The 24,766-nt window shown below is 44.6% G+C and carries 26 protein-coding genes; 6 read left to right on the top strand and 20 right to left on the bottom strand.

Annotated features, from left to right (window positions below):
- Nucleotides 1-19: 19 nt before the first annotated feature.
- Together KE627_RS09675 and pdhA are read right to left on the bottom strand one after the other, a co-directional pair.
- Nucleotides 20-997, bottom strand: a complete 978-nt coding sequence (locus KE627_RS09675) for an alpha-ketoacid dehydrogenase subunit beta (RefSeq protein WP_013727558.1) — start codon at nt 995-997, stop codon at nt 20-22.
- Between the two features lie 2 nt (nt 998-999).
- Nucleotides 1,000-2,121 (bottom strand): pyruvate dehydrogenase (acetyl-transferring) E1 component subunit alpha, encoded by a 1,122-nt coding sequence (gene pdhA / locus KE627_RS09670; RefSeq protein WP_013727557.1) that lies wholly within the window; start codon nt 2,119-2,121, stop codon nt 1,000-1,002.
- 289 nt (nt 2,122-2,410) lie between these two features.
- Here pdhA and def point away from each other — a divergent pair, with 289 nt between their 5' ends.
- Complete coding sequence (def, locus tag KE627_RS09665) at nt 2,411-2,977, top strand: peptide deformylase (RefSeq protein ID WP_013727556.1); 567 nt, start codon at nt 2,411-2,413, stop codon at nt 2,975-2,977.
- 265 nt (nt 2,978-3,242) lie between these two features.
- Here def and KE627_RS09660 read toward each other — a convergent pair whose 3' ends face one another.
- Nucleotides 3,243-4,532, bottom strand: a complete 1,290-nt coding sequence (locus KE627_RS09660) for an MFS transporter (RefSeq protein WP_056938999.1) — start codon at nt 4,530-4,532, stop codon at nt 3,243-3,245.
- A gap of 108 nt (nt 4,533-4,640) precedes the next feature.
- On the opposite strand from KE627_RS09660, the gene KE627_RS09655 reads away from it, so the two are divergent.
- Nucleotides 4,641-5,543: a helix-turn-helix domain-containing protein gene (locus tag KE627_RS09655; protein WP_056939000.1), complete on the top strand. Its 903-nt coding sequence runs from the start codon at nt 4,641-4,643 to the stop codon at nt 5,541-5,543.
- An 11-nt stretch (nt 5,544-5,554) separates the two neighbouring features.
- Here KE627_RS09655 and KE627_RS09650 read toward each other — a convergent pair whose 3' ends face one another.
- Nucleotides 5,555-6,049, bottom strand: coding sequence for a hypothetical protein (locus tag KE627_RS09650; RefSeq protein ID WP_013727553.1), 495 nt, complete (start codon nt 6,047-6,049; stop codon nt 5,555-5,557).
- Between the two features lie 193 nt (nt 6,050-6,242).
- Here KE627_RS09650 and KE627_RS09645 point away from each other — a divergent pair, with 193 nt between their 5' ends.
- From KE627_RS09645 to KE627_RS09630, 4 genes are all read left to right on the top strand, one after another.
- Nucleotides 6,243-6,464, top strand: a complete 222-nt coding sequence (locus KE627_RS09645; protein ID WP_013727552.1) for a DNA-directed RNA polymerase subunit epsilon — start codon at nt 6,243-6,245, stop codon at nt 6,462-6,464.
- Nucleotides 6,461-8,146: a ribonuclease J1 gene (gene rnjA, locus KE627_RS09640; RefSeq protein WP_013727551.1), complete on the top strand. Its 1,686-nt coding sequence runs from the start codon at nt 6,461-6,463 to the stop codon at nt 8,144-8,146. Before KE627_RS09645 ends, rnjA begins: the two co-directional genes overlap by 4 nt.
- Nucleotides 8,147-8,251: 105 nt before the next feature.
- The gene (locus tag KE627_RS09635; RefSeq protein WP_056939001.1) at nt 8,252-9,202 is read left to right on the top strand and encodes a diacylglycerol/lipid kinase family protein; all 951 of its coding nucleotides are present in this window, start codon (nt 8,252-8,254) and stop codon (nt 9,200-9,202) included.
- 38 nt (nt 9,203-9,240) lie between these two features.
- The gene (locus tag KE627_RS09630; protein ID WP_056939002.1) at nt 9,241-10,200 is read left to right on the top strand and encodes an ADP-ribosylglycohydrolase family protein; all 960 of its coding nucleotides are present in this window, start codon (nt 9,241-9,243) and stop codon (nt 10,198-10,200) included.
- Nucleotides 10,201-10,379: 179 nt separating this feature from the next.
- Here the strand turns inward: KE627_RS09630 and KE627_RS09625 are convergent, their stop codons facing one another.
- The 16 genes from KE627_RS09625 to hisB all read right to left on the bottom strand — a co-directional run bounded on the left by KE627_RS09625 (nt 10,380) and on the right by hisB (nt 24,761).
- A complete protein-coding gene (locus KE627_RS09625; RefSeq protein ID WP_013727548.1) occupies nt 10,380-10,598 on the bottom strand; it encodes a hypothetical protein in 219 nt (72 codons plus the stop codon).
- 191 nt (nt 10,599-10,789) lie between these two features.
- Nucleotides 10,790-11,707, bottom strand: a complete 918-nt coding sequence (gene rbsK, locus KE627_RS09620; protein ID WP_056939003.1) for a ribokinase — start codon at nt 11,705-11,707, stop codon at nt 10,790-10,792.
- Between the two features lie 88 nt (nt 11,708-11,795).
- Nucleotides 11,796-12,803 carry a ribose utilization transcriptional repressor RbsR gene (gene rbsR, locus KE627_RS09615; RefSeq protein WP_013727546.1) on the bottom strand — a complete coding sequence of 336 codons (1,008 nt, stop codon included), beginning with the start codon at nt 12,801-12,803 and terminating at the stop codon, nt 11,796-11,798.
- A 116-nt stretch (nt 12,804-12,919) separates the two neighbouring features.
- On the bottom strand, nt 12,920-13,909 hold the full coding sequence (locus KE627_RS09610) for an aldo/keto reductase (protein WP_013727545.1): 990 nt from the start codon (nt 13,907-13,909) through the stop codon (nt 12,920-12,922).
- Between the two features lie 25 nt (nt 13,910-13,934).
- Complete coding sequence (locus KE627_RS09605) at nt 13,935-14,894, bottom strand: ribose-phosphate diphosphokinase (protein WP_013727544.1); 960 nt, start codon at nt 14,892-14,894, stop codon at nt 13,935-13,937.
- Between the two features lie 86 nt (nt 14,895-14,980).
- Nucleotides 14,981-17,464 (bottom strand): SF1B family DNA helicase RecD2, encoded by a 2,484-nt coding sequence (recD2, locus tag KE627_RS09600; protein ID WP_056939004.1) that lies wholly within the window; start codon nt 17,462-17,464, stop codon nt 14,981-14,983.
- Between the two features lie 27 nt (nt 17,465-17,491).
- Nucleotides 17,492-18,232, bottom strand: coding sequence for a tetratricopeptide repeat protein (locus KE627_RS09595; RefSeq protein ID WP_013727542.1), 741 nt, complete (start codon nt 18,230-18,232; stop codon nt 17,492-17,494).
- A gap of 8 nt (nt 18,233-18,240) precedes the next feature.
- Complete coding sequence (locus tag KE627_RS09590; protein ID WP_013727541.1) at nt 18,241-18,897, bottom strand: histidine phosphatase family protein; 657 nt, start codon at nt 18,895-18,897, stop codon at nt 18,241-18,243.
- A 222-nt stretch (nt 18,898-19,119) separates the two neighbouring features.
- A complete protein-coding gene (gene mnmA, locus KE627_RS09585) occupies nt 19,120-20,244 on the bottom strand; it encodes a tRNA 2-thiouridine(34) synthase MnmA (protein ID WP_013727540.1) in 1,125 nt (374 codons plus the stop codon).
- A 117-nt stretch (nt 20,245-20,361) separates the two neighbouring features.
- Complete coding sequence (gene hisC, locus KE627_RS09580) at nt 20,362-21,438, bottom strand: histidinol-phosphate transaminase (RefSeq protein WP_056939005.1); 1,077 nt, start codon at nt 21,436-21,438, stop codon at nt 20,362-20,364.
- 2 nt (nt 21,439-21,440) lie between these two features.
- Entirely contained in the window at nt 21,441-21,761 is a 321-nt protein-coding gene (hisE, locus tag KE627_RS09575) for a phosphoribosyl-ATP diphosphatase (RefSeq protein WP_013727538.1), read from the bottom strand.
- A 3-nt stretch (nt 21,762-21,764) separates the two neighbouring features.
- On the bottom strand, nt 21,765-22,100 hold the full coding sequence (hisI, locus tag KE627_RS09570) for a phosphoribosyl-AMP cyclohydrolase (protein ID WP_013727537.1): 336 nt from the start codon (nt 22,098-22,100) through the stop codon (nt 21,765-21,767).
- A complete protein-coding gene (hisF, locus tag KE627_RS09565; protein ID WP_013727536.1) occupies nt 22,097-22,855 on the bottom strand; it encodes an imidazole glycerol phosphate synthase subunit HisF in 759 nt (252 codons plus the stop codon). Before hisF ends, hisI begins: the two co-directional genes overlap by 4 nt.
- Nucleotides 22,845-23,573, bottom strand: a complete 729-nt coding sequence (gene hisA, locus KE627_RS09560; protein ID WP_013727535.1) for a 1-(5-phosphoribosyl)-5-[(5-phosphoribosylamino)methylideneamino]imidazole-4-carboxamide isomerase — start codon at nt 23,571-23,573, stop codon at nt 22,845-22,847. Before hisA ends, hisF begins: the two co-directional genes overlap by 11 nt.
- Nucleotides 23,551-24,177, bottom strand: coding sequence for an imidazole glycerol phosphate synthase subunit HisH (gene hisH, locus KE627_RS09555; protein ID WP_013727534.1), 627 nt, complete (start codon nt 24,175-24,177; stop codon nt 23,551-23,553). The genes hisA and hisH overlap by 23 nt, the downstream gene beginning before the upstream one ends.
- A complete protein-coding gene (hisB, locus tag KE627_RS09550; protein ID WP_013727533.1) occupies nt 24,177-24,761 on the bottom strand; it encodes an imidazoleglycerol-phosphate dehydratase HisB in 585 nt (194 codons plus the stop codon). The genes hisH and hisB overlap by 1 nt, the downstream gene beginning before the upstream one ends.
- Nucleotides 24,762-24,766: the final 5 nt, after the last annotated feature.

Here is a 24,766-nt window from a genome sequence, read left to right as displayed (position 1 = left end):
TCTGTAACAAATTAGAATTTTAGTAGTTCAAAATTTCTCGTACTTTAGCTTCGATATCATCAGCATTTGGAAGCCAATCATTTTCAGCCATAGCAAATGGGAAGATACTGTCAGGAGCAGAAACACGGCCGATTGGTGCGTCCAATGACATAATGTCGTTTTCAGCAATGTCTGAAGCAACTTTTGCTCCGGCACCAGCCATCTTTTGTGCTTCTTGGGCAATCACTACTTTGTGAGTCTTGTCGATTGAAGCAAAGATTGTTTCATCGTCAATTGGTGATAATGAACGTAAGTCAATAACTTCAACTGAGATGTTCTCTTTTTCTAATTTATCTGCTACTTTAAGTGCTTCGTTAACTTCGGCACTGTAAGCAACAACGGTAATGTCAGATCCTTCACGAACAACATTTGCCTTGTCTAGCGGAACAGTGTAGTGGCCATCTGGAACTTCATCCTTCATTGAACGATAAAGTTTCAGGTTTTCCATGAATAATACCGGGTCGTTGTTTTCAACGGCTGAGATAACCATTCCTTTAGCGTCATAAGGATTTGCAGGAGTTACTACCCGCAGTCCCGGGATGCCAATGAACAAGTTTTCAAGTGAGTCACCGTGAAGTTCGGCAGTATGAGTACCACCACCAAATGGAGTTCTGATTGTGATCGGCATCGTAACGTCGCCCGAGAAACGGAATCGGTTACGTGACATTTGACCACCGACAGAATCAACAGCTTCCATTGTGAATCCCATAAATTGAATTTCTGGGATTGGACGCCAACCGGTTAATGCAAGTCCGATTGACATTCCTAAAATTCCTGATTCAGCAAGTGGGGTATCGAATACTCGGTCTTCACCATATTTATCTTGAAGTCCTTCAGTTGTCCGGAACACACCACCGTTTTTACCAACATCTTCACCAAAAATCAGAGTCTTGGGATCGTCTTGTAATACTTGGTCAAGTCCGTTGGTAATTGCTTTAATATATGTCATTTTAGCCATGATTACTTCGACTCCTTTGCTTCGTATTTCTTAATGTCAGCTGCTACATCTGGGGTTGGAACTTCAAATGTGTTCTTCAAGAAGTCACTAACCTTTTGCTTAGGAGCAGCTTCGGCATCCTTCATTGCTTCCTTGAATTCATCTTTGTATTGAGCAACTAATTTGTCTTCTTTGTCTTGATCCCAAAGTTTCTTGTCAGTCAAAACTTTTCTCAAACGAATTAGTGGGTCTCGGTCGAACCATGGTTTTTCTTGTTCCTTAGTACGGTAACGACTAGGATCATCACCGGCTGAACTGTGGGCACCGAAACGATAAGTCAAGGTTTCAACTAATGCTGGACCATTGCCGGCAACAACAAAGTCACGAGCTTCTTTTGCAACCAAGTAAGTTGCCAGAATATCCATCCCATCAACTTGAACACCAGGAACACCGGAAGCAACACCTTTTTGTGCAAGGGTTTCAGCAGCGGTCTGAGTCTTTCGTGGAACTGAAATTGCCCAGCCGTTGTTTTGAACGAAGAATACTTCTGGAGCTTGGAATGAACTGGCGAAGTTGATTCCTTCATAGAAGTCACCCTGTGAAGTACCACCATCACCGGTAAATGTGTAAGCAACGGTATCCTTCTCACCGTTCTTCTTGATTCCTAATGCAGCACCAGCTGATTGAACATACTGAGCACCAATAATAATTTGTGGGATAAATGCACGTACACCGCGTCGTACGTAGTCATAAGCTTGGTAGTGACCTTTTGACCATAAGTAACCCTCTTTAACGGTTGCACCGTGTTGGATTAATTGTGGTAAATCACGATATGCTGGGAATAGGTAGTCTTGTTTCTTCATTGCGTGGGCAATCCCCATTTCTGAGGCTTCCTCACCGTAAGTAGGAGCATAGAAACCTAATCGACCCTGACGTGAAAAGTTCATTGTTTGTTCATGCAATGCACGTTCCCAAACCATCTTTTCCATCAGCGTAACTAGTTCGTCATCGCTGAATTGGTCAAATAATTCTTGATTAACTATTTTACCGTTTTCATCAATAACTTGAACCGGTTTCTTATATGGATCGCTCATCGTTGATTTGATCTTGGCAAAATCAACAACATGCTTACTCTTTGCTGCCATAGATAACACTTTCCTTTCCTGTAAAGCTAGACTTGTGATGTACAAACTGATCACTTCTAAACCACAAGTTAAATTTAGCATTTTTCAGCAACGTTTGCAAGCCCTTTCATTGTGATGAAACCAACTTTTTTGAATATAATTTTCACTTGACAAATTTTGGGTTGAAACCGCTTGCGGGAGTATACTTTGTGAAATTTCACCCACTTTGTGAATAGTGTTTTTTTCTTAAAATTAAGTTAGAATAGAAGTTATTCAATTAATGCTTAAAATATTTTCGGAGGTCTTTAGCGTGTTTTTAATGAAGGATATTGTACGAGATGGAGACCCGGTTCTCCGTAAACAAGCTCAAAAGGTCAAATTCCCTTTGAGCAAAGAAGATAAACAACTGGCTCATGATCTGATGGAATATCTGGAAGTCAGCCAGGATCCGGAACAGTGTGAAAAGTTAGGTCTGCGTGCAGGCGTCGGCTTGGCTGCCCCACAGGTCGGTGTCTCTGAAATGATGGCCTCAGTGTTGGTTCCAAGTGAAGACGAGGATGAAAAAGATGAACCGGTTTTCAAAGATGTCATTATTAACCCGGTGATCGTGTCGAATTCGGTTCAGCGTGGCGCATTGACAGAGGGCGAAGGCTGCCTGTCCGTTGATAAGGACATTCCCGGCTATGTCCCTCGGGCTGCCAGAATTACCTTAAAATACCAAGACGTTGACGGCAAAGAGCACAAGGTTCGATTGAAAAATTACCCGGCAATTGTCTGCCAGCATGAAATCGATCACCTTCATGGAACACTCTTTTATGATCACATTAATAAGGACAACCCATTTGCCAAAACAGATGACGAAATCTTTGTGTATTGATCGGTGCACTAAATCAGTTGTTCATATGCCGATCTAAGAAATTTCAATAAGCATCCATATTAAAAAATCGAGCAAAAGGAAAAACTTTTGCCCGGTTTTTTTCTTATCCAATTTAATTGTGGCGAGTGGCCTTTCCTGAATTAGATCTGTTTGGTTATGCCTTGTGAACAAATATCAAATGAACTTTTTGTAAGTTACTGGTTCTTTTTCATTGAATTTGTAACAAACCGTTTTACTTATAGACATATTACCCGACAAACTCAACTTAGAGACGCTGACGATCAGCCTTTTGGGTGGCATGATCAGTCCTTGGCATCTGGACGTGCATAAAAGCTGGCATTGTCAATCCGGTGACGGCAATCAGAGCCATCCCAGATATGATGAACACAATTCCGCTTGGAATCTGTTGGAAGACAAATGAATAAAAGACGGTTTCCAAAGGAATTGACATCATATTCAAAGACATTTCGGTAGACGAGACTCTGCCCATCAGTTCAGTCGGAACCGTTTTTTGCATGTAAATACCAAAAGGCGTGTTCATAAAAGCCAGTGACATCCCCACTGCAAACAACATCAACGAGCCCACCAATTGGACCACTAATTGTTCGGGAGCAGCCATCAATAAAGCGCCAACTCCAGCCAACCCCGTACCAATGATGACCATCGTGACAGCTAATATTTTTGCCAAGTGCCTCAATTCTTTCGAGACACTGATGATCAAATTCCCGATCAGCATGCCAAGGGCGTCGGCGGAATTCAAAATCCCCAGCGTCACGTTTCCCAAATGTAAATGTTCCACAATCATAAATGGCAGGCCAACGTTAATGACCGCAAAAATAAAATTCAAAAACAGGGCAATACAGATGAGATACCGTAAAAAGTCGTGGGCCATCAAATAATTTAACCCCAGTTTGAATTTTGCCCACTGGGATTCCTGCGGTGTCTGACTGCTTTTCCTTGGATAGCTCAAATAATGAAAATTCATCGTCAAAAGAATTACCAAGGCAATCACGTGAGCAGTCAGCTGAAAGACGATAAACAGCCTAAAGCCAACTATCACATACAATCCGGCAGCCACAATCGGCGAAAAGGTCGAGGCAAACGATGCCGCAGATTGGCTCAAAGAATTCAATTTTTGAATATGACCCTCGTTGACTAATTCGTGAACCGACGCCATGTAGCCGGAATTCGAAAGATTGACAGATGCGTAATTGATGATCAAAAACCCAATCGTTGGGATTAATTTACCACTGCCATCGAAGTGACCAATTGCGATCGAATAAATCAATAGTGCGCCGATCCGGACGACCAGACTAATAATCAAGAGCCGTTTGTGGGGATAAGTGTCGACCAAGTTGCCAATCGGCACCAACCCGATCAAAGTCACAATCGGCATGATAATCATTGAGAGTCCAAAGCTTAACGACATTCCCGTCGCCCGCAGCAGCATGAGCCCCAGAGCAAATGAAAACATGTCACCACAAAAAGCACTGGTGAAGTTGCTCGATACATCTTTTATAACCTGCATATTTGACTCATGATCACTAATTTCCATTGTCAGCACCCGCTTTAATTTTGATTAACTGAAGCCTACTACCATTATTAAAGCGATAGATGTAAAATGTGTTGCATATATGCCACATTCAAAGCTTGGGAGGCAATCATGAAAACAATCGGGCAGACAGTCAAAATGATTCGACAAATTAAAGGATTCACCCAAAGCGAAGTGTACTCAGGCGTGATGTCACGTTCATTTGCTCATCGCTTTGAAAATGGGGAGAACGACATCAGTGCCGCCAAGTTATTTAAAATTTTAGATAATCTGTCCATTTCAGCCAACGAATTCCGTTTTATCCAAAACGATTATCACGAACCCACTGCAACATCCCTGAAAAGGCGCCTGCTACGGGCCTATAACGGCCACGATCTTCAAACAATGGGCCAAATCATCGCTGAAACGCAAAAAAGCAGCCGCCTCAGTTACAAATCGGTTGCTGCTATGGGTCAAATATTGGTCGTCACTTATTATTCAAAAACATTCACAGTCACTCCGGCAATGGAAAATCTCTGGGACACCCTTTTTGCATCACAGACCTGGACACTTGAAGAAATTAGGCAGGCCCAAATTTTACTGCCAATTGCGGTCAGCCGGCATCAAGAAGCGCTTATTTCCGAGATTGTTGACAGATTTGAAAACAACTGTCGACAATACCTTCAAGCAGTGGATGACCCATTTCATATTGCTGATGAATTAATGGATCTTTATCTTTCTCTTTTTCAAATCGAGCTCAACTTGGCTCAGTATCAATTCGCAAAAGAAATTCTAAACAAAATCCGTCAGGTCAACACCCTGGATTTAAGTTGGAATGGCCGGTTCCAACAACAATTGATCACCGCGGTCTGGCAGCTCTATTTTGGCAGTGAGAAAAAAGGCCTGGCACTGATTGCCAAGCTGGTCGCTGTTGAAAATCTCTATTCCCCGACAGTGGATCATAATCTGCTTGCAATCATCAAAGTACGCAAGCGACTGGCCAAACAGTATCGAAAAGCAAACGCCGTTGACTAGTCCATAATGGTTCAGTGCAGCCGCTTTAAGTCATCCACATATTCAATCGTCGTCACGTTCACCAGGTAGGCAACATCAAAGTGCACCCGATCATCCAGCTGCCAGACATCGGTGACCATAAACGCCGGCCGATCAGCCTGATCGGTATGCGCGTGCATGTGGTGTGTATCACCGTATTGCTCAAGCGTCGTTGCCAAGGCCTTTCGGAAATCGGGAATTGAACTTTCAATTTTTGCCTTGGGCAGATGATATTCAAACGCCATCACACCTCTGCCCCACACTTCGGCAATATCTTCAGATTTAAAATCACTTTCATCAAAGGGCAAAACTGCCTTTTGTTCAACCAGCTGGTTAATCGAAGTTTTCACGGCTTCATTGGCAATCCGCTGTGCCAACGCCAGCCGTTTTCTGCCGGGTCTCGTTACAAAGATATAATGAATCAAATTGTAAACAGCAAATGCTGCGACCAACCCGATGATAATTTGAATAATCAAATCAATGTTCATAACTGAGCCCCATTTCTTTTCATTGATTTAATTTTACCATGCAATGGTGCGAGTTGATTACTTTCATGTTTATATACTTATTTTTTAGATTATGGTAGAATATCGTTATTAGTTGTGTTTTCACAACCACTTGTCCGTAAGGAAACCTCGAGTTTCTGCAAAAAAATTGTATAATTTTAAAGGAGTTTTTTTTATGATTTGGAAGGTTTTATATCAACCCAGCAAGAAGGAAAGCCCTCGCCGGGAAACGACTCATTCACTCTATGTTGAGGCCGACACAGAGGTTGAAGCTCACGCGTTAGTTGAAGACAATACTGATTATGATATTGAATTCATCGAACCCCTCCAAGGAAAGCACTTGGAGTATGAGCAAAGTAGTCCTGATTACAAAGTAACGGAGTTTAATAATAAATGAAAAAACTAAACGTCAAGAATAACGAAGCAGCTATCTATGGCGTTGGTGGTTTGGGTGAAATCGGTAAGAACACTTACGGGATCCAGTTTCAGGATGAAATTATCCTGATTGATGCGGGAATTAAGTTCCCCGAAGATGATCTCTTAGGTGTCGATTATGTTATCCCAGACTATCAGTATCTGGTTGAAAATAAGGATAAGATCAAAGCTTTGGTCATCACCCATGGTCATGAAGATCATATTGGTGGTGTCCCGTATTTGATGAAGGTTTTAAACGTCCCTATTTATGCCGGACCACTTGCGATGGCGCTGATTAAGAATAAATTGGAAGAACACGGCTTGCTAAATTCTGTAGAATTACACGAAATTAGTGACAAGTCGGTTCTCAAGTTCCGAAAAATGAAAGTTTCATTCTTCAGAACCACCCACTCGATCCCTGATACGGTTGGAATTGCCGTTCATACACCGGTGGGCGTGATTGTGGAAACTGGTGATTACAAGTTCGACCTCACACCAGTGACCAACCAGCCGCCTGATCTTCAGGAAATGGCCCGTTTGGGTGCAGAAGGCGTCCTTTGTTTGATGTCTGACAGCACCAACGCTGAAAAGCCAATTTGGACCAAATCTGAAAAGTGGGTTGGAACTTCAATTGCCCACATTTTTGATAATATTGAAGACAGAATCATCTTTGCAACCTTCGCTTCCAACATTTCACGGATTAAAACCGCTTGTGATAATGCCATGGCCCACGGTCGCAAGATTGCCGTCTTTGGGCGCAGCATGGATGCAGCGATAGTGAATGGACGCGAATTAGGTTATCTCGATATTCCTGATGATGCGTTTGTTGATGCACACGAGCTGCAGTCACTGCCAGCTAACAAGACTTTGATCTTGTGTACCGGCTCTCAAGGTGAACCAATGGCTGCCCTTTCACGGATTGCCAACGGTACCCACCGCCAGATTTCAATTCAGCCTGGTGACACGGTTATCTTTTCAAGTAACCCCATTCCTGGTAACACGACCAGTGTCAACAGCGTCATCAACAAGCTTGAAGAAGCCGGCGCCAATGTCATTCACGGTCGGGTGAACAACATTCATACTTCCGGACATGGTGGTCAAGAAGAACAGAAATTGATGCTGCGCTTGATGAAGCCGAAGTTCTTCATGCCGATTCATGGTGAGTACAGAATGCTGAAAATTCATACTGAGCTTGCCGAACAATGTGGCGTGCCGCTTGATCACAGCTTTATCATGCAAAATGGTGATGTACTTGCCCTTTCAAAAGATAATGCTCGTATGGCTGGTCACTTCACTGCCGGAGATGTTTACATCGATGGTAGCGGCATCGGTGATGTTGGCAACGTTGTCTTGCGCGATCGTCAACTGCTTTCTGAGGAAGGTATTGTCGTGGTTGTTGCAACAATCAACTTGGCCAACCAGGAAATCCAATCCGGTCCAGATATCTTGTCACGTGGCTTCGTCTACATGCGAGAATCCGGTGAACTTTTGGATGAAGGCCGACGCCGTGTATTTAAGACCATTCGAAAGTCGATGCGTGCTAAAAAAGCAACCGAGTCTTCAATTAGAAATGCGATTATTGATGATCTTCAAGAATTCCTTTACGACAAGACCGAACGCCATCCAATGATTTTGCCAATGCTCATCATGAATGGTAAAGATTAACAAAACTGAACGTGACTAATTCGAAAACTTGAGAAGCGGATAGATTTTATATTCGATTCTCAAGTTTTTTACATAAAACCATCTGAGTTGGGGGCTCATTCACCAATGAAATATTTCATCATTATCAATTTGCATGCCGGTGGTGCTAACGCCAAAAAGGTTTGGCCGGATATCCAAAAACAACTGGCGGCTGCACATGCCGATTATCAGACACTCTATACCGCCTACCCAAATCATGCTGTTGAACTTGCTGAACAAGCTCTCAGTGAAATTGACACCGCCAACCAAACTGACGCTGTGTTGATTGCCGCTGGCGGCGACGGGACCCTTCACGAAACACTGTTGGGCTGCCAGCACTATTACCGCACCCATCAAAATGATCATCCAGTTCCAATTGCCTTTTTGCCGGTCGGTTCCGGAAATGATTTTGCGCGGGGATTAAAGATTCCTTTGCACTGGGAGAAATCATTGGCTGACATTTTGACCCAATCAGCTGCTAAAACCATCAATGTCGGCCACTACACAGACCTTGATCATCATTCCGAAGGCTTCTTCACCAACAATTTTGGCATCGGCTTTGACGCCACTGTTGTGCACCTCGCAAATCATTCTTCTTTAAAAAGTCACCAATTCTTCGGACAATTTTCATACATGGCGGCTATATTAAACGTGATCATCCACTTTAAAGGGTTCAAGACCGAAATTCTCCCGGGAAATATGCCTAAAGTCACATTCGATAACACATTTTTATTAACCACAACAGATATTCCTTATTTCGGCGGAGGCATCAACATCGTGCCCAGCGCATCAGTGTTCGACGACCATCTGGATTTAGTAGTGGTCGAAAAAACCAGCCTTTGGCAATTGATTTTATTTGTATCTATGATATTTTTAAAGAGACACTTACGGCTTAAATTTATTCATCATTATCATGAAAAAGAGCTGTTTATAAAAACAAATGGTAATCGTTTGGGTCAAATCGATGGCGAAGAACTTGGCGAACGGACTTTTAACCTGAAGCTCGACACGGTTAAATATCCCTTCTGGATTCGGTAAGTTTCTGTACCGCGAAAAACTAACGACGAGGTAATTCTATGTATTCCACCAGCTACCTTTTATTTCAATCATTAACAGCAGTTGCCCTGGGTGACGCGCTTGGATATCCGATTCAACACGATACCCGCCTGAACCCCTTCGATGATCCAATCCATGAGATGGTCGAACACCGGACGAATCAAATCCCAGCCGGCACTTGGTCTGATGATACATCACTATCAATTGCTTCTTTAGTTAGCTTAACGTTTGGATATAATCTTTATGACCTCATGACACGTTATTCGCAATGGGTCCATTTTGGTGATTACACGCCCTTTAATTATGCATACGACGTTGATGAGACCACCAAAGCAGCCATCCAACGCTTTGATACCGGCACCCCACCGGTTTTGTCCGGCGGCACTTTGGATTCAGACAATGACAATACTGCCCTTAAACGGTTGATGCCGTTGGCCTTTTATATTTTAACGAAGAACCAGCAGTACACCTTTAATGAAACCATTGCCGACATGGTTCATGATTACACGGCTACCACCAACCGAACCCCCAAGACATTTATTGGTTCCGGGGTTTTAACCAACGTCATTATCCGCCTGATTCAAAATCCCAACAAATACGCCATGCTAAGGGCCGTTAAGGAAGCCCTGGACTATTACCGCTCAAAAGATCAATTCGCCGCTCAGGTGCCGTTTTTTGAGCAATTAGAGGAGTCTCACTTCCTCCGACAGTCGAGTACGAAGCTAAGGCCCTCCGGCGATGTGATCGCCACCCTCAACGCCGTTTTCTGGTGCCTGATGAATTCGGAACAATATAACGTTGCCGTGTCAAAGGCTGTCAATCTTGGCAGTAACGCCGATACTATCGGTTCAATTACTTCCATGCTGGCATCACTGCTCTTTGCGCCGGTGACGTTCCCTGAAAACTGGCTGTCAAAGCTCCAGGGAAGAAATCAGATTAAAAGTGCGGTGTCAGTGGCGTTACTATCGGACAATTTCTGAAGTCGGGTGGCTGTTGCCCATTAAAATTCAAAAAATAAAAACTGAAAGCCAAAACAAGGCAGATAACGATGAGTGCATTCACCGTTATCTGCCCTGTTTTGGCTTTCTGTGGACCAGTTGGGCACTTGATTGTAACAAAAAAACGGCACCGTCGATAGACGATCCCGCGTCCACACGACCTAGTCTTCCGAAGCATCCATTGCTTCTAAGATCATGTTTAACTGCATGCATTCTTCATTCAAATGCGTCATTTCGTTTCCAAACTGTGGTGTGATTACTTCGGTAGAACTCGTATTCACTGGGGTAGACTTGATCTTGTCTGCTTCTTCGGACTTTAATTGATCAAGCTTCGAGGATGCCTTTTGGTATTCTCTCAGAATTTCTAACTTATTACTCATAGCTATAAACTCCTTTGAACATGAAATTTGAATTTCGAATCGTCAATCCTGATTTCTAACGTGGGAATGTTATCAATTTTTTAACATTTCCTGCTAACGTCTGGATATACTACCAGATAAAATTCGAGAAAGCAACACCCTACTCGCAAAACAGTTTGGAAGAAAAATTAAACTAATACTTAAGATAATTTTTATTTGTATTCCGCTTTGATTTCTTCGGCCGTGGGAATGGAAGGTAAGGCCCCTAAACGTTGAACTGTAATGGATGAAGCCTTTTGAGCATAAACCAAAGCTGCTTCAATATTGGATAAATCTTGGTTAATTTGTGAACTGAAAGCCCCGATAAATGTGTCGCCAGCTGCCGTGGTGTCTTTTGCCTTAACTTTGAATGCCGGCACAAAGCCACTGTCGCTTGGAGTATGATAGTACGCGCCGCGATCGCCCACCGTAATGATCAAGTTATCGATACCCATCTCGCTGAATTTAGCGGCATTTTGATCCATTGAATCAGTATCGTTGACTTCGATACCGGTCAATGTGGCACTTTCGGTTTCGTTGGGAACAATCAAATCGGTGACTTCGAGCAACCCGTAAATGATTTTTGAAGCCGGTGCCGGATTTAAAATCGTGGTCACACCATGTTGTTTGGCCAACTTAAACGCTTCGTAGGTGACTTCCTGGGGCGTTTCAAATTCGGAAATTAAAATATCGGCACTTTTAATCAGGGCTTGGCTGTCGGCGATGACTTCGGTTTTCATGGCTTGGTTAGCCCCACCATAAACCATGATGCTGTTTTGACCCTGGCTGTCCAGAAGAATGACCGCAGACCCGGTCCCATCGACCTGATTGATACCCACATGATCGGTATTAATGCCGTCAAGTTTCAAAGCATCGATCATAAAGATGCCGTTGCTATCATCACCCACTTGCCCAATAAAACTCGTCTGAGCACCGGAACGGGCAGCTGCGACTGCTTGATTGGCCCCTTTACCGCCAGCGGAATTGGTTTTACTCTTGGCACTAATCGTTTCCCCCGGTTTTGGCATTTGGTCAATGTGCAATGTTGTATCAACGTTTAGACTTCCGAGCACAACCACTTTATTTGTCATAATAAGCTCCTCTAAATCCCTTAGTATAGTGTGTTAAAACCTTTAACCAAATTCTATCAAATTTCCTGAAATTTAACAACTATCCCAGTTAGTTAATTGCCCGGACACTCTCTCTTTCTACCAAGGATACCGGCAGGGAAACCTGTTGGATTGGCTCATTATGGTCTTCAATTCGCTTGATGATCATTTGAGCGGCGTTGGTTCCCATTTCAAAAGCAGGCTGATGAACGGTGGTGAGTTTGGGGGAAATGTACTCTCCCAAATCAATGTCATCATATCCAACCACCGAAATGTCACTTGGAATTTTCAAGCCGGCTTCTTCAAGCCCACGATAGACCCCAATGGCAACCTCGTCATTGATCCCAAAAATCGCAGTTGGCTTGGTGGCTAACGCTGCTTTCGTAGCAGCGTAACCCCCTTTTTTGGTCATCTCAGTCGTAATAATTCGGTCTTCAGGAATTGGGGTGCCGTTGTTTTTGTAGGCTTCCACAAATCCAGCCAGCCGTTCCTGAAGATTGAGGGTTGGTTTGGTGGCACAGACAACCGCAACATCAGTATGACCATTCTTGATTAAATAATCGGCTAGTAAAGCCCCGCCCTTTTGATTATTGGCATCAACCCGATCACCCTTAACCACCGGTGCCTGGTCAATTAAAATATAGGGAATGCCGTTTTGATTCAAGATATTATCAATATAATTAATGTCGGACACCGCTGAAGCGATTATCATGCCGTCTGCGGCCCTTCGAACAGATTCGAAGAGATAGTGCGTCTCTTGTGACTGACTGTTGTTAGAGCCAAAAATAAGGGGCACATAGTCCTGTTTAATTGCCTCAGTCTCAATGCCAAGTAAAAATCTGCTAAAGAAAGGGTTATTCATGTTGGGAATGATCACACCGATTGTCCGACCGCTTTTACGAATCAAGCTTTGGGCGTTAAAGTCGGGAACGTAGCCCATTTCCTTTTGCAACTGCTTAACTTTCTCAACGGTCTTACTGCTAAAACGGGCAGCCTTACCATTGAGAATTTGTGAAACCGTTGTCACTGAGACCTGGGCACGAGCGGCTAAATCAGTAATTGTCACTTTCTTTGTCATAATTATTCTCCATTCACGGACAAATGTCTTTGATTAGATTATACCAAATAAAAAGCATTAAACCGGTTTAATCCCAATTTAATGCTTAATTCAAACATGTATGAACAACCTAATAATTATTCTTTAACGATTTTATCAATCTGAGCTAATTCATCGGACGTAAAGTCAAGATTGTTGAGTGCTTTCAGGTTATCTTCCAGATGATTAATCTTCGAGGCCCCAGTAACCACGCTGACAACCGTTGGATCGTGCAAAAGCCAAGCTAATGACATCTGAGCCAGATTTTGGTTCCGGTTCTTGGCAATGTCATTGAGCTCATTTAATTTCTTCACCAACTCGTCTTTACCATGTTTGATGACAAATTCATTACTCCAGTGAATCTTAACGTTATCATCCATGCCGCCTAAATACTTGTCAGTCAAGAGGCCTTCAGCCAATGGCCCGTATGCGACCAGCGCCTTATTATTTTGGCTCAATGTATCCAGCAGACCATCTTCTTCAATACCACGGTTGAGCATATTATAAGATGCCTGATTCACAACGAATGGTGTATGGAGTTCCTTGAAATATTTGATAATTTCAGCGGTTTGGGCGGCATTGTAGTTGGAGATCCCAATGTAGAGCGCCTTTCCGGAACGAACGATCTCATCCAAGGCTTCAGCAGTTTCTTCAAGGCTGGTATTGGGATCAAACCGGTGGCTGTAATAGATATCCACATAGTCCAAGCCCATCCGCTTCAAACTGCCGTCAAGCGCATTAACCAAGGTTTTCTTTGATGAGAAGTTCCCATAAGGTCCGGGCCACATATTAAACCCGGCTTTAGTGGTAATCACCAGCTCATCGCGGTACGGCTTGAGGTTGGCACGGTAAACTTCACCGAACATCCGCTCAGCAGCACCGGCACTTGGGCCGTAATTATAAGCATTATCAAAGCTAAAGATTCCTAAGTCAAAGGCCTTCAAAATGACTTTCTCGCTGTCGCCATAGTTGGCGTCATCGCCAAAGCTATGCCACAATCCAAATGATAGTGCCGGCAGTTGGAGCCCGGAATTTCCAGCTCTGCGTACCACTGCGTTTTCATAACGATCGTCATTTGCCTTATACATAAATTAAACCACCTCGTAAAATATTTTATCTTCCAAACAGCTTACCAACCGATTTGTGATTATGAATCAAGTTAATGGCTTCACCAAATAATTGACCCACGGAAACCACTTCCAGTTTTTCAAATTGGTCAGCTTTGGAAATACTAATTGAATCTGTCACAATAACCTTCTTGATTGGTGAATCCTGAAGCCGCTGTTGGGCATCCCCTGAAAAGACAGCGTGGGTTGCAATCGCAAAGACATCGGTTGCGCCGGCCTTTTTTAAGGTTTCGGCAGCAATTGTCAATTTAAATGCCGTATCGATCATGTCGTCGACAATAATCGCCCGTTTGCCCTTCACGTTCCCGATAACTGATTCGGGAACCGTGGTGGCATCTTCCGGCGACCGGTTGTCAATAATCGCAATCGGCGCACTCAGAAGTTCAGCGAATTTTCGTGCACGCGAAACACCGGTATGGTCCGGTGAAACGACAACAACATCGGAACTCTTGTGGGTTTTAACAAAATAGTCTGCCAACAGCGTATCGGCTTTCAAATGGTCAACAGGAATGTTGAAGAAGCCTTGGATCTGGTCAGCATGCAGATCAAGGGCAACCACGCGATCAACGCCATCCATCTCTAAAAAGGAAGCGACTAATTTGGCAGTAATTGGTTCTCTGGAGCGCGCTTTCCGATCGGCACGTGAATAGCCATAATAAGGAATCACCACGTTGATTGACTTGGCACTTGCCCGACGAACGGCATCCACCATAATCAATAATTCCATCAAATTAGAATTAACGGGATCAGAAACGGATTGGATGATGTAAACTTCATCACCGCGAATACTCTCATCGACGCTAATTTTAATTTCGTCATCGCTAAACTTTTCAACTGTTGACTTGCCAAGCGGCACACCGACTGCTTTACTAATTTCCTCAGCCAAGTGGCGGTTGGAATTCAAAGAAAATAATTTAAGATTGGGATGCGTTTTTGATTCGGCCATGATTTCCTCCAAGTATTCTTCTTTACCTATTTATTTAAATTCTACCATAATTTCGGCTTGAACTTGTTAAGAATTCACTGATAAACCTATGACTTCAAGAAATCGCGGGGAGTGACATCCCCCATGCCAATCATCGGGTCAATCAGATTTTGATTGATAACCGCTGTGGTTAAATGATCGGGCAGATTATCGGCCTTAGCATCATCAGTCTCTTGGGCTGATGGCGTGCCAGTCGGCAATTGCTTTTGATCCTCAGCTTCCGGCTCTCCGTCAGCGCTTTTTGATTGCGGCTGAATGCCAATTGTATCTACCAGCCGTTTGACCAAACTGGTCTGCCGGTTAACCGATACGTTGCGGACACATTGTTCAAAGGCCTCTTTTTCACCCAGCATAATCAAAAAGTCGCTGGCTCGGGTCACGGCCGTATACAGTAAGTTGCGCTGAAGCATCCGGGAGAACTGCCGAACGATTGGTAAAATCACCATCTTGAATTCACTACCCTGAGCTTTATGAATCGACGTGCAGTAAGCCAAGGTGAATTGGGTCCACTCATTCTTCTCATAAGTCACTTCGGTCTCATCAAAATCAATCGTAATCTTATTGGGAACTTGCTGTCCTTTAGGGGCGTCCATCCCCACAATGATCCCAATGTCGCCATTGAAGACGTTATTTTCAGGGTTATTAACCAGCTGGAGCACTTTGTCGCCAATTCGATAAGTGTGTTCTCTGATCGTAACCGACTTTTTACCAGTTGGATCACCCTGCCAGACTTCTTGAACCACGTCATTTAGCCTGTCAATTCCGGCTCGACCGCGATACATCGGTGCCAGAACCTGGACGTCCATCAAGCCGAAGTCTTTTTGCTTGGCACGTTTAGTGACCTGTTCAATGACCGAAGAGATCTGGTACTCGTTACATGGGATAAACGAGCGGTCGGATTGGTTCTGAGTGAAATTTTCCGACAGCTGCCCCCGATGAATATCGTGAGCCAATTGGATAATCGATGAGCCCTTCTCCTGGCGGTAAATTGTATTCAGCTGCATGGCCGGAATCTGCTTAGAAACCAGCAAATCGTGGAATACCTGGCCTGGTCCCACTGATGGTAATTGATCCTGGTCACCAACCAAAACCACCTGCATATGGTTGGGAATTGCCCGAACTAACGACCTGAACAAGTAAGTATCAACCATCGACATCTCATCAATGATTAATAGTGCCCCTTCAATATCCTTCGTACCAGTGGTGTCGTTGGACTCACGGCCGTTCAAACCAAGCAGTCGATGAATGGTGCTGGCTGGCAACCCGGTAGATTCAGTCATGTGCTTGGCGGCTCGACCGGTTGGTGCGGCCAACACGATTGGAAACGGTTTGTCTTTATAGGAATTAATATCCAGTGAATACTCATGTAGTCGGGCAAATGTGTTGACAATGCCGTTGATAATGGTGGTTTTCCCGGTTCCCGGGCCACCGGTCAAAATAAATGCCGGTGACTGGATGGCTTGGACAATCGCGGCAACTTGGGAATCATCATAATTAATATCAAACTGCTTCTCAACGACTCGCAATTGCTTTTTGATCGCATCTTCTTTGAGATGATCTTCATCATCCTGATTTTTGATCACCCGGTTCAAATGATCGGCAATTTGGACTTCGGCGTTGTATAGCCGGGTTAAATAAATGCGGTCTTCTTCGCCGACAACCTTGCCTTCTTTAGCCAGTTCAACCAAACTCTCGGCCAACTTTTTCCCAGGAATCTGCTGCTGGGAATTCCCCTCCAGAAGGCTCGTGGCAGTTTGAATCAATGGGGCGGTTGTGGTATATGTGTCCCCATTTTGAAGGCATAATTCATCAATCGCATACATCAATCCGGCACGAATCCGTTCGTTGGAATCCGGCACAATCCCCAATCGAAGGGCAATGGCGTCGGCTTTTTTGAAGCTGATGCCGTCAATGTCTTCGACTAATTGGTAGGGATTATCAGAAATGATTTTCAAAGCATCTTCATGATATTTTTGGTAAATCGCCGAAGCAATCGCACTCGAAAAACCATAGCTGTTCAGTCCAACAATGGTCTTTTCCAAGTTATCATCGGCGTCAAGATTTTCAATAATTGCCGATCGCAATTTGGCGCTGATGGGAACGTCATCCAAGACACGGTTATCCGCGGTAATCTTTTCAATCGCATCATCGCCAAGAACATCCACCACCCGTTCGGCAGTCTTCTTACCAACGCCGGGGAACTGATCGCCTGATAAATATTTGACGACCCCTTCTCTGGTAGTGGCGATCACACTGGTGTAGTTGCTGGCTTGAAATTGCTTGCCATAACGGGGATGATCGACTAATTTGCCGGTGAAATGATAGCTGTTTTCTTCAACCAAATCGCCAAAGTTCCCGGTGACGACGATTTCGTCTTCCGGCCAATTGACATTGGTCTCCGTAATTTCAACTAAGACGACTTTATAAAAACTGTCATTACTCGAAAAGAAGATCGCCTTTAATCGGCCATCGACATATTGTGGTTCGTGATTATTCTGTTCTGAGCCAAATAAATCTATTGAATGGTCCAAGACGGTCCTCCTTACTCATGCTGACATTTACTTCTTCGGCTTGTCTTTGTTGATCTGGATCACTTTTTCAATATCTTTCAACTTTTGTTGACCCTTTTCAAAATAAGCCGGATCAGCCTGCTTGGCTTTTGCAAAATAGTTTTCAAAATCTTCGCCATTCACCATGGCAACCAGGCCGCGATTAAAGTTGGCTTTGCCGTTTTCAGGCTCTGTTTTCAAGACGATATCGTAAAAGTCCCCCGCTTGGGCAAAGTTACCCAGGGCCAAGAGATTGTCACCAATCATTTGGTTGACGTCAGGGTCATCGTGCCGGGCACTTTGAGCCGATAAAGCAAAGACCATCGCCCGCTTGTTGTCACCCTTGGCCATATAGCTTTGGGCCAGCATAATATAGGATTCGGCCTGAAGCTTTTTGTCTTCGATTTCTTGGAAGATTTTGATGGCTTTATCGTATTCCGCCGCGGCATAGTAGACATTTCCAAGACCAAATTTCAGGGTATCTTTGACGTCTTGGTTGGACTTGTCAAATAAGCCGAGTGCCTTCATTAAAAGCTCTTCGGCCTGCTCGTAATCTTTAGCTTCAACCAGGAACGTCGCTAAATCATAGTAATTGTGATAATTGTCGGGTTCGTGATCCACTTTTTCAACTAGTTTATGAATCGTGGCTTTGGCTTTCGCCTCTTCAGCCTCGCGCTTCTTAGTATATTTACGCTGATTTGCTTGATTTTTTGCTTGTAATTTTTTAATTTTATCTGAATTATTTGCCATATTGTCACCTATACCAAATCTGTCGGGTCTAATTTTTTGTTCAAATAACTGGTGTCGTTCCAATCAATCAGTTGATAGGATTGTCCTTCATCTGTGCTTTCCAAAATCGTCGTGCTGGTGTTTGCCAGGCCGCCGCGTTTTCGTAAATTGGGCAGTCCCACACCCAGCAACGCATTGATCTCAGCGTTAAGCGCAGCCCCGTGACTGACGATCATCACATTTTGATCCGGGTAGGCCTTAACAATTGAAGTGATTGCCGGCGTCATGCGGTTAATCACATCCAAGTAACTTTCCCCACCGATGGCCTTTGGATCGTACAAATCGGGATGGTTGCGGAAGTCCTCAAACTCTTCGGGGTAAGCCTGCTCAACATCGGCAAACTTTTGGCCTTCCATTTTCCCCAAGTGAAATTCTTCCAACCTGGATAAGAGTGAAATATCCGGATGGCTCTTTAATTTGCGGTCAATTCGAGCCGCCGTCACCCGAGCACGCTTAATCGGGCTGGAATAAATGTGGGCAAAATCGGTTTTCTGAAAATGTTTGCCTAACAGATCCATTTCCGTATAACTCTGAGCCAGCAGCGGAGAATCGCCGCCGGCACCCTGATAACGGCTTTCAAGATTCCATTCAGTTTTCCCGTGGCGAACAAAGTACAACTTAGTCAAATGACATTCCTCCAAACTGCTGTTAGCTTCTTACATTATGACAGGAAAACGGTTCGATTTCAAAAGCCTAACGAGATTTATAATGAAAAATTTGTTTTTATTTTGAAGCTCAATTAAAAGTAACAACTGATGATAACGATTATCCAGGAATCACTGTTGCATTTCCTAACAAGCGCAATCAGCCCACAAAAAAAGTTGACGACAATCGTCAACTTTTTCAGATTAAACATATTGTAATTCTTTAGCCTGCTTGTAAGCCGCATCAATAATCGCAGAGCCGAGGCACTCGTCGCCATCATAGAACACAACGGCTTGTCCCGGTGTAATTGCACGAACCGGTGCGTCAAAATCAACGCGAACCGACTGGCCGTCATCACTGATATGAACGGTCACGCCGGTATCTTTTTGACGATAACGGAACTTAGCGGTGCAGTGGAAGTCCTTGCCGCGGTCCAAGTTATTAACCCAGTGAATATCTGAAGCCTCAAGGTAATCGGCATACAACAATGGATTGTGATAACCCTTGCCCACGTATAAAATATTCTGCTTTAAATCTTTGCCGACAACGAACCATGGCTGGTTATCAACACCATCGCCACCAATTCCAAGTCCACGACGCTGACCGATGGTGTAATACATCAAACCATCGTGTTGGCCCTTAACTTCGCCGTCAACGGTCATCATCTTGCCGGGAGTTGCTGGCAGATAGTGACCTAAGAAGTTCTTGAAGTTCTTCTCGCCGATAAAGCAAATACCAACGGAGTCTTTCTTGTCGGCAGTTGCCAAGCCGGCCTCACGGGCAATCTTTCGAACATCCGGCTTAACCAGGTTACCAATTGGAAACATAACCCGGTCCAGCTGGTCAGCTGAAAGTTGGCTCAAGAAGTAGGTCTGGTCCTTGTTGCCATCGGATGCCCGCAGCAGATGATTGTGACCGTCTGCATCACGGGTTAATTGGGCGTAATGCCCGGTTGCAATGTAATCGGCACCCAATTCCAAAGCATAATCCAAGAAGGCTTTGAACTTGATTTCCTTATTACAAATCACATCAGGATCGGGGGTTCTGCCCTTTTTATACTCATCCAAGAAGTAAGTGAACACGCGGTCCCAATACTCCTTTTCAAAGTTGACAGAATAATATGGGATGCCGATCTTGTTAGCGACTTTAGCAACGTCTTTATAGTCTTCGGTTGCAGTACATACGCCGTTTTCATCAGTATCATCCCAGTTCTTCATGAAAACGCCAATCACATCGTATCCTTGTTGTTTGAGCAGATAAGCGACGACTGAGGAGTCGACACCACCACTCATTCCAACAACAACACGTGTTTGACTGTTGTCTTGCATAAAACCACCATCATTTCAATTAGATTCTGGAGAATCCACGAGTTGAAGGTCGTAATTTCCAGTAAAACTAATATTAACGCATTCTCGAAATGAATGCTACTTTTTGTAAGTAAATGTTTAAGCAAGATAATCGGCAATCAATTTTTGAACGGCTTGATTGTCTTCCGGTCTGCCGATGGTAACTCGCAGCCAGTCCTTGCGTAAACCGTTCCGAAGTAAATAACCATTTTCCAACAAATATTCATGAAGCGCATCAGCATCCCCACCCTTCACTTGGAAGAAAATAAAGTTGGTTGCCGAGTCATAAAACGGCAAGCCGGCTTTGATTAAGAAATGTTCCCACTTTTTGCGTTCGGCAATGACTTTTTTGACGGTATTGTCGACGAATGACTGGTCTTTAAATGCCGCGGTTGCCGCAATTTCAGCAAAGGTGCTCAGGTTGTACGGTAACCTCGCTGCCTGCAGATAGCCAATCAATGGATCTGAGCAAACGGCAAAGCCCACCCTGAAATTGGCTAAACCATAAGCCTTGGAAAATGTCCGCAAAACCACCAGGTTCTTAAATTCCTTGGTCAACTGGATGACCGAGTCATGGATGCCGCCGGTAAAATCAATGTAGGCTTCGTCAACAATTACCGTGATCGCTTCGGGAACATCTTCGACAAATGCCCGGATGGCATCAGCCTCCAGAAAAGTTCCGGTAGGATTGTTGGGATTACAAATCCAGATCATTTTGGTCTTGGAAGAAATTGAGCGGGCCATTGCTTTTAAATCAATCCGGCCGGAGTCGTCCAGCCCAACCGATTTGATTTTGGCACCCTTAATTTCTGCATGCAGGGCATATTCTGAAAAAGTTGGTGCCGGATCCAAAACTTCATCCCCGGGTTCAAGAATCACCCGCGACAGCAATTCGATAATTTCATCCAAGCCGTTGCCAAAGATCAACTTGTCGGCGTTGATATCAAACTGGGAAGCAATAATTTCCCGCAGCTCATCAGCGTTACTGTCGGGATACAGATTGGCATCGCGATAGTGCCACTTGTCCAGTGCCTTGGCCACGTCACCAGAGGTGCCATAGGCGTTTTCATTGGCGGACATTCTGACTAACTTATCCAGCCCCTTTTGCTTCTTCATCTGTTCCAAAGTGAGTTCAGGAACGTACGGTTCCAGATTTTTGACGGCTTCTTTGACCATTCCTACCACTCCTTAATTTGTTTACGATCCTTGGTGATGCTTTTTTTGCCTTCACGGCTGGCAAGCTCCTGCTTAATCTGGTCGGGGGTAATTCCGCGTTGGGCCATCAGAACTTCGACATGGTAGGCCAAATCGGCAACTTCCAAAATAAAGTCGGGATCGGACGGATTCTTCGCAGCCACAACCACTTCGGTTGCTTCTTCACCCACTTTTTTCAGGATCTTATCGAGACCCTTGGTAAATAAATAATCGGTGTATGAGCCCTTCTCGGGGTTGTTTTTGCGTTCCAAAATTAATTGATAAAGTTCGTCTAAATCTTGCATATATTATTCCTCCTTGGTTGGTTCCGGTAAAATGGTCCGGTAAAAGCAGCTGGTGTGCCCGGTATGACATGCCGGTCCGGCCGGAATCACTTTCATCAATAAAGTATCTTCATCACAGTCAATATCGATTGAAACGATTTCTTGCGTATTGCCACTAGTTTCACCCTTGTGCCACAATTCTTGGCGACTTCGAGACCAAAACCAGGTTTGTCTGGTTTGCATACTCAAATTGAAACTTTCTTCATTAACATAGGCCATCATCAACACTTGTTTGGTATTGTCATCAATCACAATTGTCGGTACCAGGCCGTCTGAATATTTTTCAAAATCAGGTTTCATCGTACGATCACCCCGTCTTTGCGTAAATCAGTTTTCACATCAGCAATCGTCAGTTCACCAAAGTGAAAGACCGAGGCTGCCAAAGCACCGTCAACATCTGCTTGGTCAAAGACTTCAGCAAAGTCACCCAGTTGCCCACAGCCACCAGAAGCAATCACCGGTACGTTCACGGCAGCGGTTAGCTGTTTGTACAGGTTAATATCATAACCACTCTTGGTGCCGTCTTTATCCATGCTGGTAACTAAGAGTTCACCGGCTCCGAGCGCAACCCCTTTTTTGGCCCACTCAATCGCATTTAAATTCGTGCGTTGACGGCCGCCGTTGACGTACACATCATACTGCCCGGATTCTGGATTCCATTTGGCATCAATGGCTAACACAACGCATTGAGCGCCAAATTTTTCAGCTCCGGCCGTGATTAACTGGGGGTTGCTGACAGCGGCTGAATTAACGGCTGTCTTATCGGCGCCGGCTTTCAGCAGATTTTGCATATCGTCGACGCTATGGATGCCGCCACCAATTGTCAGCGGCATGAAGACTTGGCTGGCGACTTTTTCAATGGTCTCAACGATCGCCTTACGCTTCTCATTGGTCGCGGTGATGTCCAAAAACACCAGCTCATCGGCACCTTGTTGTTGATAGGCAGCCGCAATCTCGGTTGGATCACCAACGTCCTGCAAATTGACAAAGTTGACCCCCTTCTTCACTCGGCCGTGGTCAACATCCAAACAAGGAATAATTCGTTTAGCTAACACTGGTATTCACCTCCGCCAAGACATCGAGCGGTAAATCACCCGTTGCCATTGCTTTACCGACAATCGCTGCTTTAATCCCAGCGGTTTGCAAATCCTCAAGATCTGAAACGTTACGGATGCCACCGGAAGCCACCACGGTGACTTGAGGAAATTTGGCTTGCAGGCTACTGAGCTGAGCGGTATTGGGCCCAGTCATCGTCCCATCCCGGGAAATATCCGTTACCACGAAGGTATTGACACCAAAGGCCACCATTGAGGCCATCAGTTCACCCATTTCCACGGAACTTTGTTCCAGCCAGCCCGAAACGGCCACCCGACCATCCTTGCCGTCAATGCCAACGACGATTTGATCAGCGCCAAATTGTTCGATGGCCTGCTGCACCAACTTGGGGTTGTTCAGGGCTGCTGACCCCAGAATCACGCGGTTAACGCCTGATGTCAGGTAAGTATTAATTTGGGAGAGTGAGCGAATTCCGCCGCCAACTTCAACTTTGAGATCAGTTTGGGCGCAGATTTGTTCGATCAATGCCCGATTGACCGGCCGTCCTGACTTGGCGCCATCCAAGTCAACGAGATGCAAATTTTTCAAGCCGGCAGAATCGATTGCCACTGCCTGTTGTAAGGGCGACTTGCTAATAACGGTTGTCTGTTGGAAATCACCCTGATAAAGCCGGACACTTTGTTGATTCTTTAAGTCAATTGCGGGAATAATCTGCATTTTCAACCATCTCCTTGAATTTTGCCAAACCATTCAGTCCAACTTCACCACTCTTTTCAGGATGAAATTGAAAACCAATAACATTGTCTTTTCGCACGATACTTGGAATCTGGACGCCATAATCGACTGTCGAAACAATGTTTTCGGCCGCCGTTTGAACGTAGTAGGAATGAACAAAGTAACTGAACTGACCGTCGAACCCATCTCCAAGTGCATCGGTCTGCTGAGACTGGTTTTGATCCCAGCCCATGTGAGGGACCTTGACCCCCAAATTCTCAGGAATCGGCACCACTTCACCGGCAATTAACCCCAGACCGTTTGACTCACCAAATTCATAACTTTTATCAAACAGAATCTGCATTCCCAGGCAAATCCCTAAAATTGGGATTCCTGCATCGGCAGCCTGTTGAATCACCGGAACTAAACCACGTTCATTTAAAGAATCCATGGCTTTTTTAAAGGCGCCGACACCCGGCAGAATTAATCCATCAGCCGTCAATATCTCACTGGGATCGGCAGATAATTGATTGGGAACGCCCAAGAAATCCAAGGCGTTTTTAACGTTGCGGGTATTGCCAGTGTCGTAATCAATAATTGTGATCATTAGATAACCCCCTTAGTCGACGGGATCCCCTTGATTTCTGGATTGATGGTCACAGCTGCTCGAAGGGATCTGCCCAGCGCCTTGAAAAGTGTTTCAATTTTGTGGTGGGTATTTCTGCCATATAAAACTTCTGCGTGAAGATTCATTTCAGCGTTGAAGGCGAATGCTTGGAAGAAGTCTTCAGTGACTTCGGTATCGTAGCCGCCCAGGTGGTCGTTGGCAAATTCGGCTTTAAATACCAGATAAGACCGGCCGGACAAATCGATAACCACTCGACTGAGAGTTTCATCAAGCGGAATTAAGGCGGAGCCAAATCGTTCGATGCCTGCTTTATCGCCTAACGCCTGTTTGAGTGCCAGTCCCAAAGCAATCCCAACGTCTTCTGTGGTGTGATGCGGGTCAACATCTAAATCTCCTTTGGCTTTGACCACCAACCCGAAGCGGCCGTGGCGGGCAAATGCATCCAGCATATGATTGAAAAAGCCAATTCCGGTATCAATTTGAATCTTTGAATAGTCATCCAAGTTGAGACTTAATTCAATTTGGGTTTCATTTGTGTTGCGAGAAATCGTTGCTGTTCGCATTTTGC

Origin of the sequence: Lentilactobacillus buchneri (assembly GCF_018314255.1) — a bacterium.
Classification (GTDB): domain Bacteria; phylum Bacillota; class Bacilli; order Lactobacillales; family Lactobacillaceae; genus Lentilactobacillus; species Lentilactobacillus buchneri.
This window is presented reverse-complemented; position numbering and strand designations above follow the sequence as displayed.

Excerpts from the sequence above, each read along its gene's own strand:
- KE627_RS09605 (WP_013727544.1), bottom strand. The coding sequence starts at position 14,894 with ATGGCCGAATCAAAAACGCATCCCAATCTTAAATTATTTTCTTTGAAT.
- rnjA (WP_013727551.1), top strand. The coding sequence starts at position 6,461 with ATGAAAAAACTAAACGTCAAGAATAACGAAGCAGCTATCTATGGCGTT.
- rbsK (WP_056939003.1), bottom strand. The coding sequence starts at position 11,707 with ATGACAAATAAAGTGGTTGTGCTCGGAAGTCTAAACGTTGATACAACA.
- KE627_RS09655 (WP_056939000.1), top strand. The coding sequence starts at position 4,641 with ATGAAAACAATCGGGCAGACAGTCAAAATGATTCGACAAATTAAAGGA.
- KE627_RS09675 (WP_013727558.1), bottom strand. The coding sequence starts at position 997 with ATGGCTAAAATGACATATATTAAAGCAATTACCAACGGACTTGACCAA.
- hisH (WP_013727534.1), bottom strand. The coding sequence starts at position 24,177 with ATGATCACAATTATTGATTACGACACTGGCAATACCCGCAACGTTAAA.
- hisB (WP_013727533.1), bottom strand. The coding sequence starts at position 24,761 with ATGCGAACAGCAACGATTTCTCGCAACACAAATGAAACCCAAATTGAA.
- KE627_RS09625 (WP_013727548.1), bottom strand. The coding sequence starts at position 10,598 with ATGAGTAATAAGTTAGAAATTCTGAGAGAATACCAAAAGGCATCCTCG.
- KE627_RS09660 (WP_056938999.1), bottom strand. The coding sequence starts at position 4,532 with ATGGAAATTAGTGATCATGAGTCAAATATGCAGGTTATAAAAGATGTA.
- KE627_RS09645 (WP_013727552.1), top strand. The coding sequence starts at position 6,243 with ATGATTTGGAAGGTTTTATATCAACCCAGCAAGAAGGAAAGCCCTCGC.
- pdhA (WP_013727557.1), bottom strand. The coding sequence starts at position 2,121 with ATGGCAGCAAAGAGTAAGCATGTTGTTGATTTTGCCAAGATCAAATCA.
- mnmA (WP_013727540.1), bottom strand. The coding sequence starts at position 20,244 with ATGCAAGACAACAGTCAAACACGTGTTGTTGTTGGAATGAGTGGTGGT.
- KE627_RS09635 (WP_056939001.1), top strand. The coding sequence starts at position 8,252 with ATGAAATATTTCATCATTATCAATTTGCATGCCGGTGGTGCTAACGCC.
- KE627_RS09630 (WP_056939002.1), top strand. The coding sequence starts at position 9,241 with ATGTATTCCACCAGCTACCTTTTATTTCAATCATTAACAGCAGTTGCC.
- hisC (WP_056939005.1), bottom strand. The coding sequence starts at position 21,438 with ATGGTCAAAGAAGCCGTCAAAAATCTGGAACCGTACGTTCCTGAACTC.
- KE627_RS09595 (WP_013727542.1), bottom strand. The coding sequence starts at position 18,232 with ATGGCAAATAATTCAGATAAAATTAAAAAATTACAAGCAAAAAATCAA.
- KE627_RS09650 (WP_013727553.1), bottom strand. The coding sequence starts at position 6,049 with ATGAACATTGATTTGATTATTCAAATTATCATCGGGTTGGTCGCAGCA.
- rbsR (WP_013727546.1), bottom strand. The coding sequence starts at position 12,803 with ATGACAAAGAAAGTGACAATTACTGATTTAGCCGCTCGTGCCCAGGTC.
- hisE (WP_013727538.1), bottom strand. The coding sequence starts at position 21,761 with ATGCAAGATTTAGACGAACTTTATCAATTAATTTTGGAACGCAAAAAC.
- KE627_RS09610 (WP_013727545.1), bottom strand. The coding sequence starts at position 13,909 with ATGTATAAGGCAAATGACGATCGTTATGAAAACGCAGTGGTACGCAGA.
- hisA (WP_013727535.1), bottom strand. The coding sequence starts at position 23,573 with ATGCAGATTATTCCCGCAATTGACTTAAAGAATCAACAAAGTGTCCGG.
- hisI (WP_013727537.1), bottom strand. The coding sequence starts at position 22,100 with ATGAAACCTGATTTTGAAAAATATTCAGACGGCCTGGTACCGACAATT.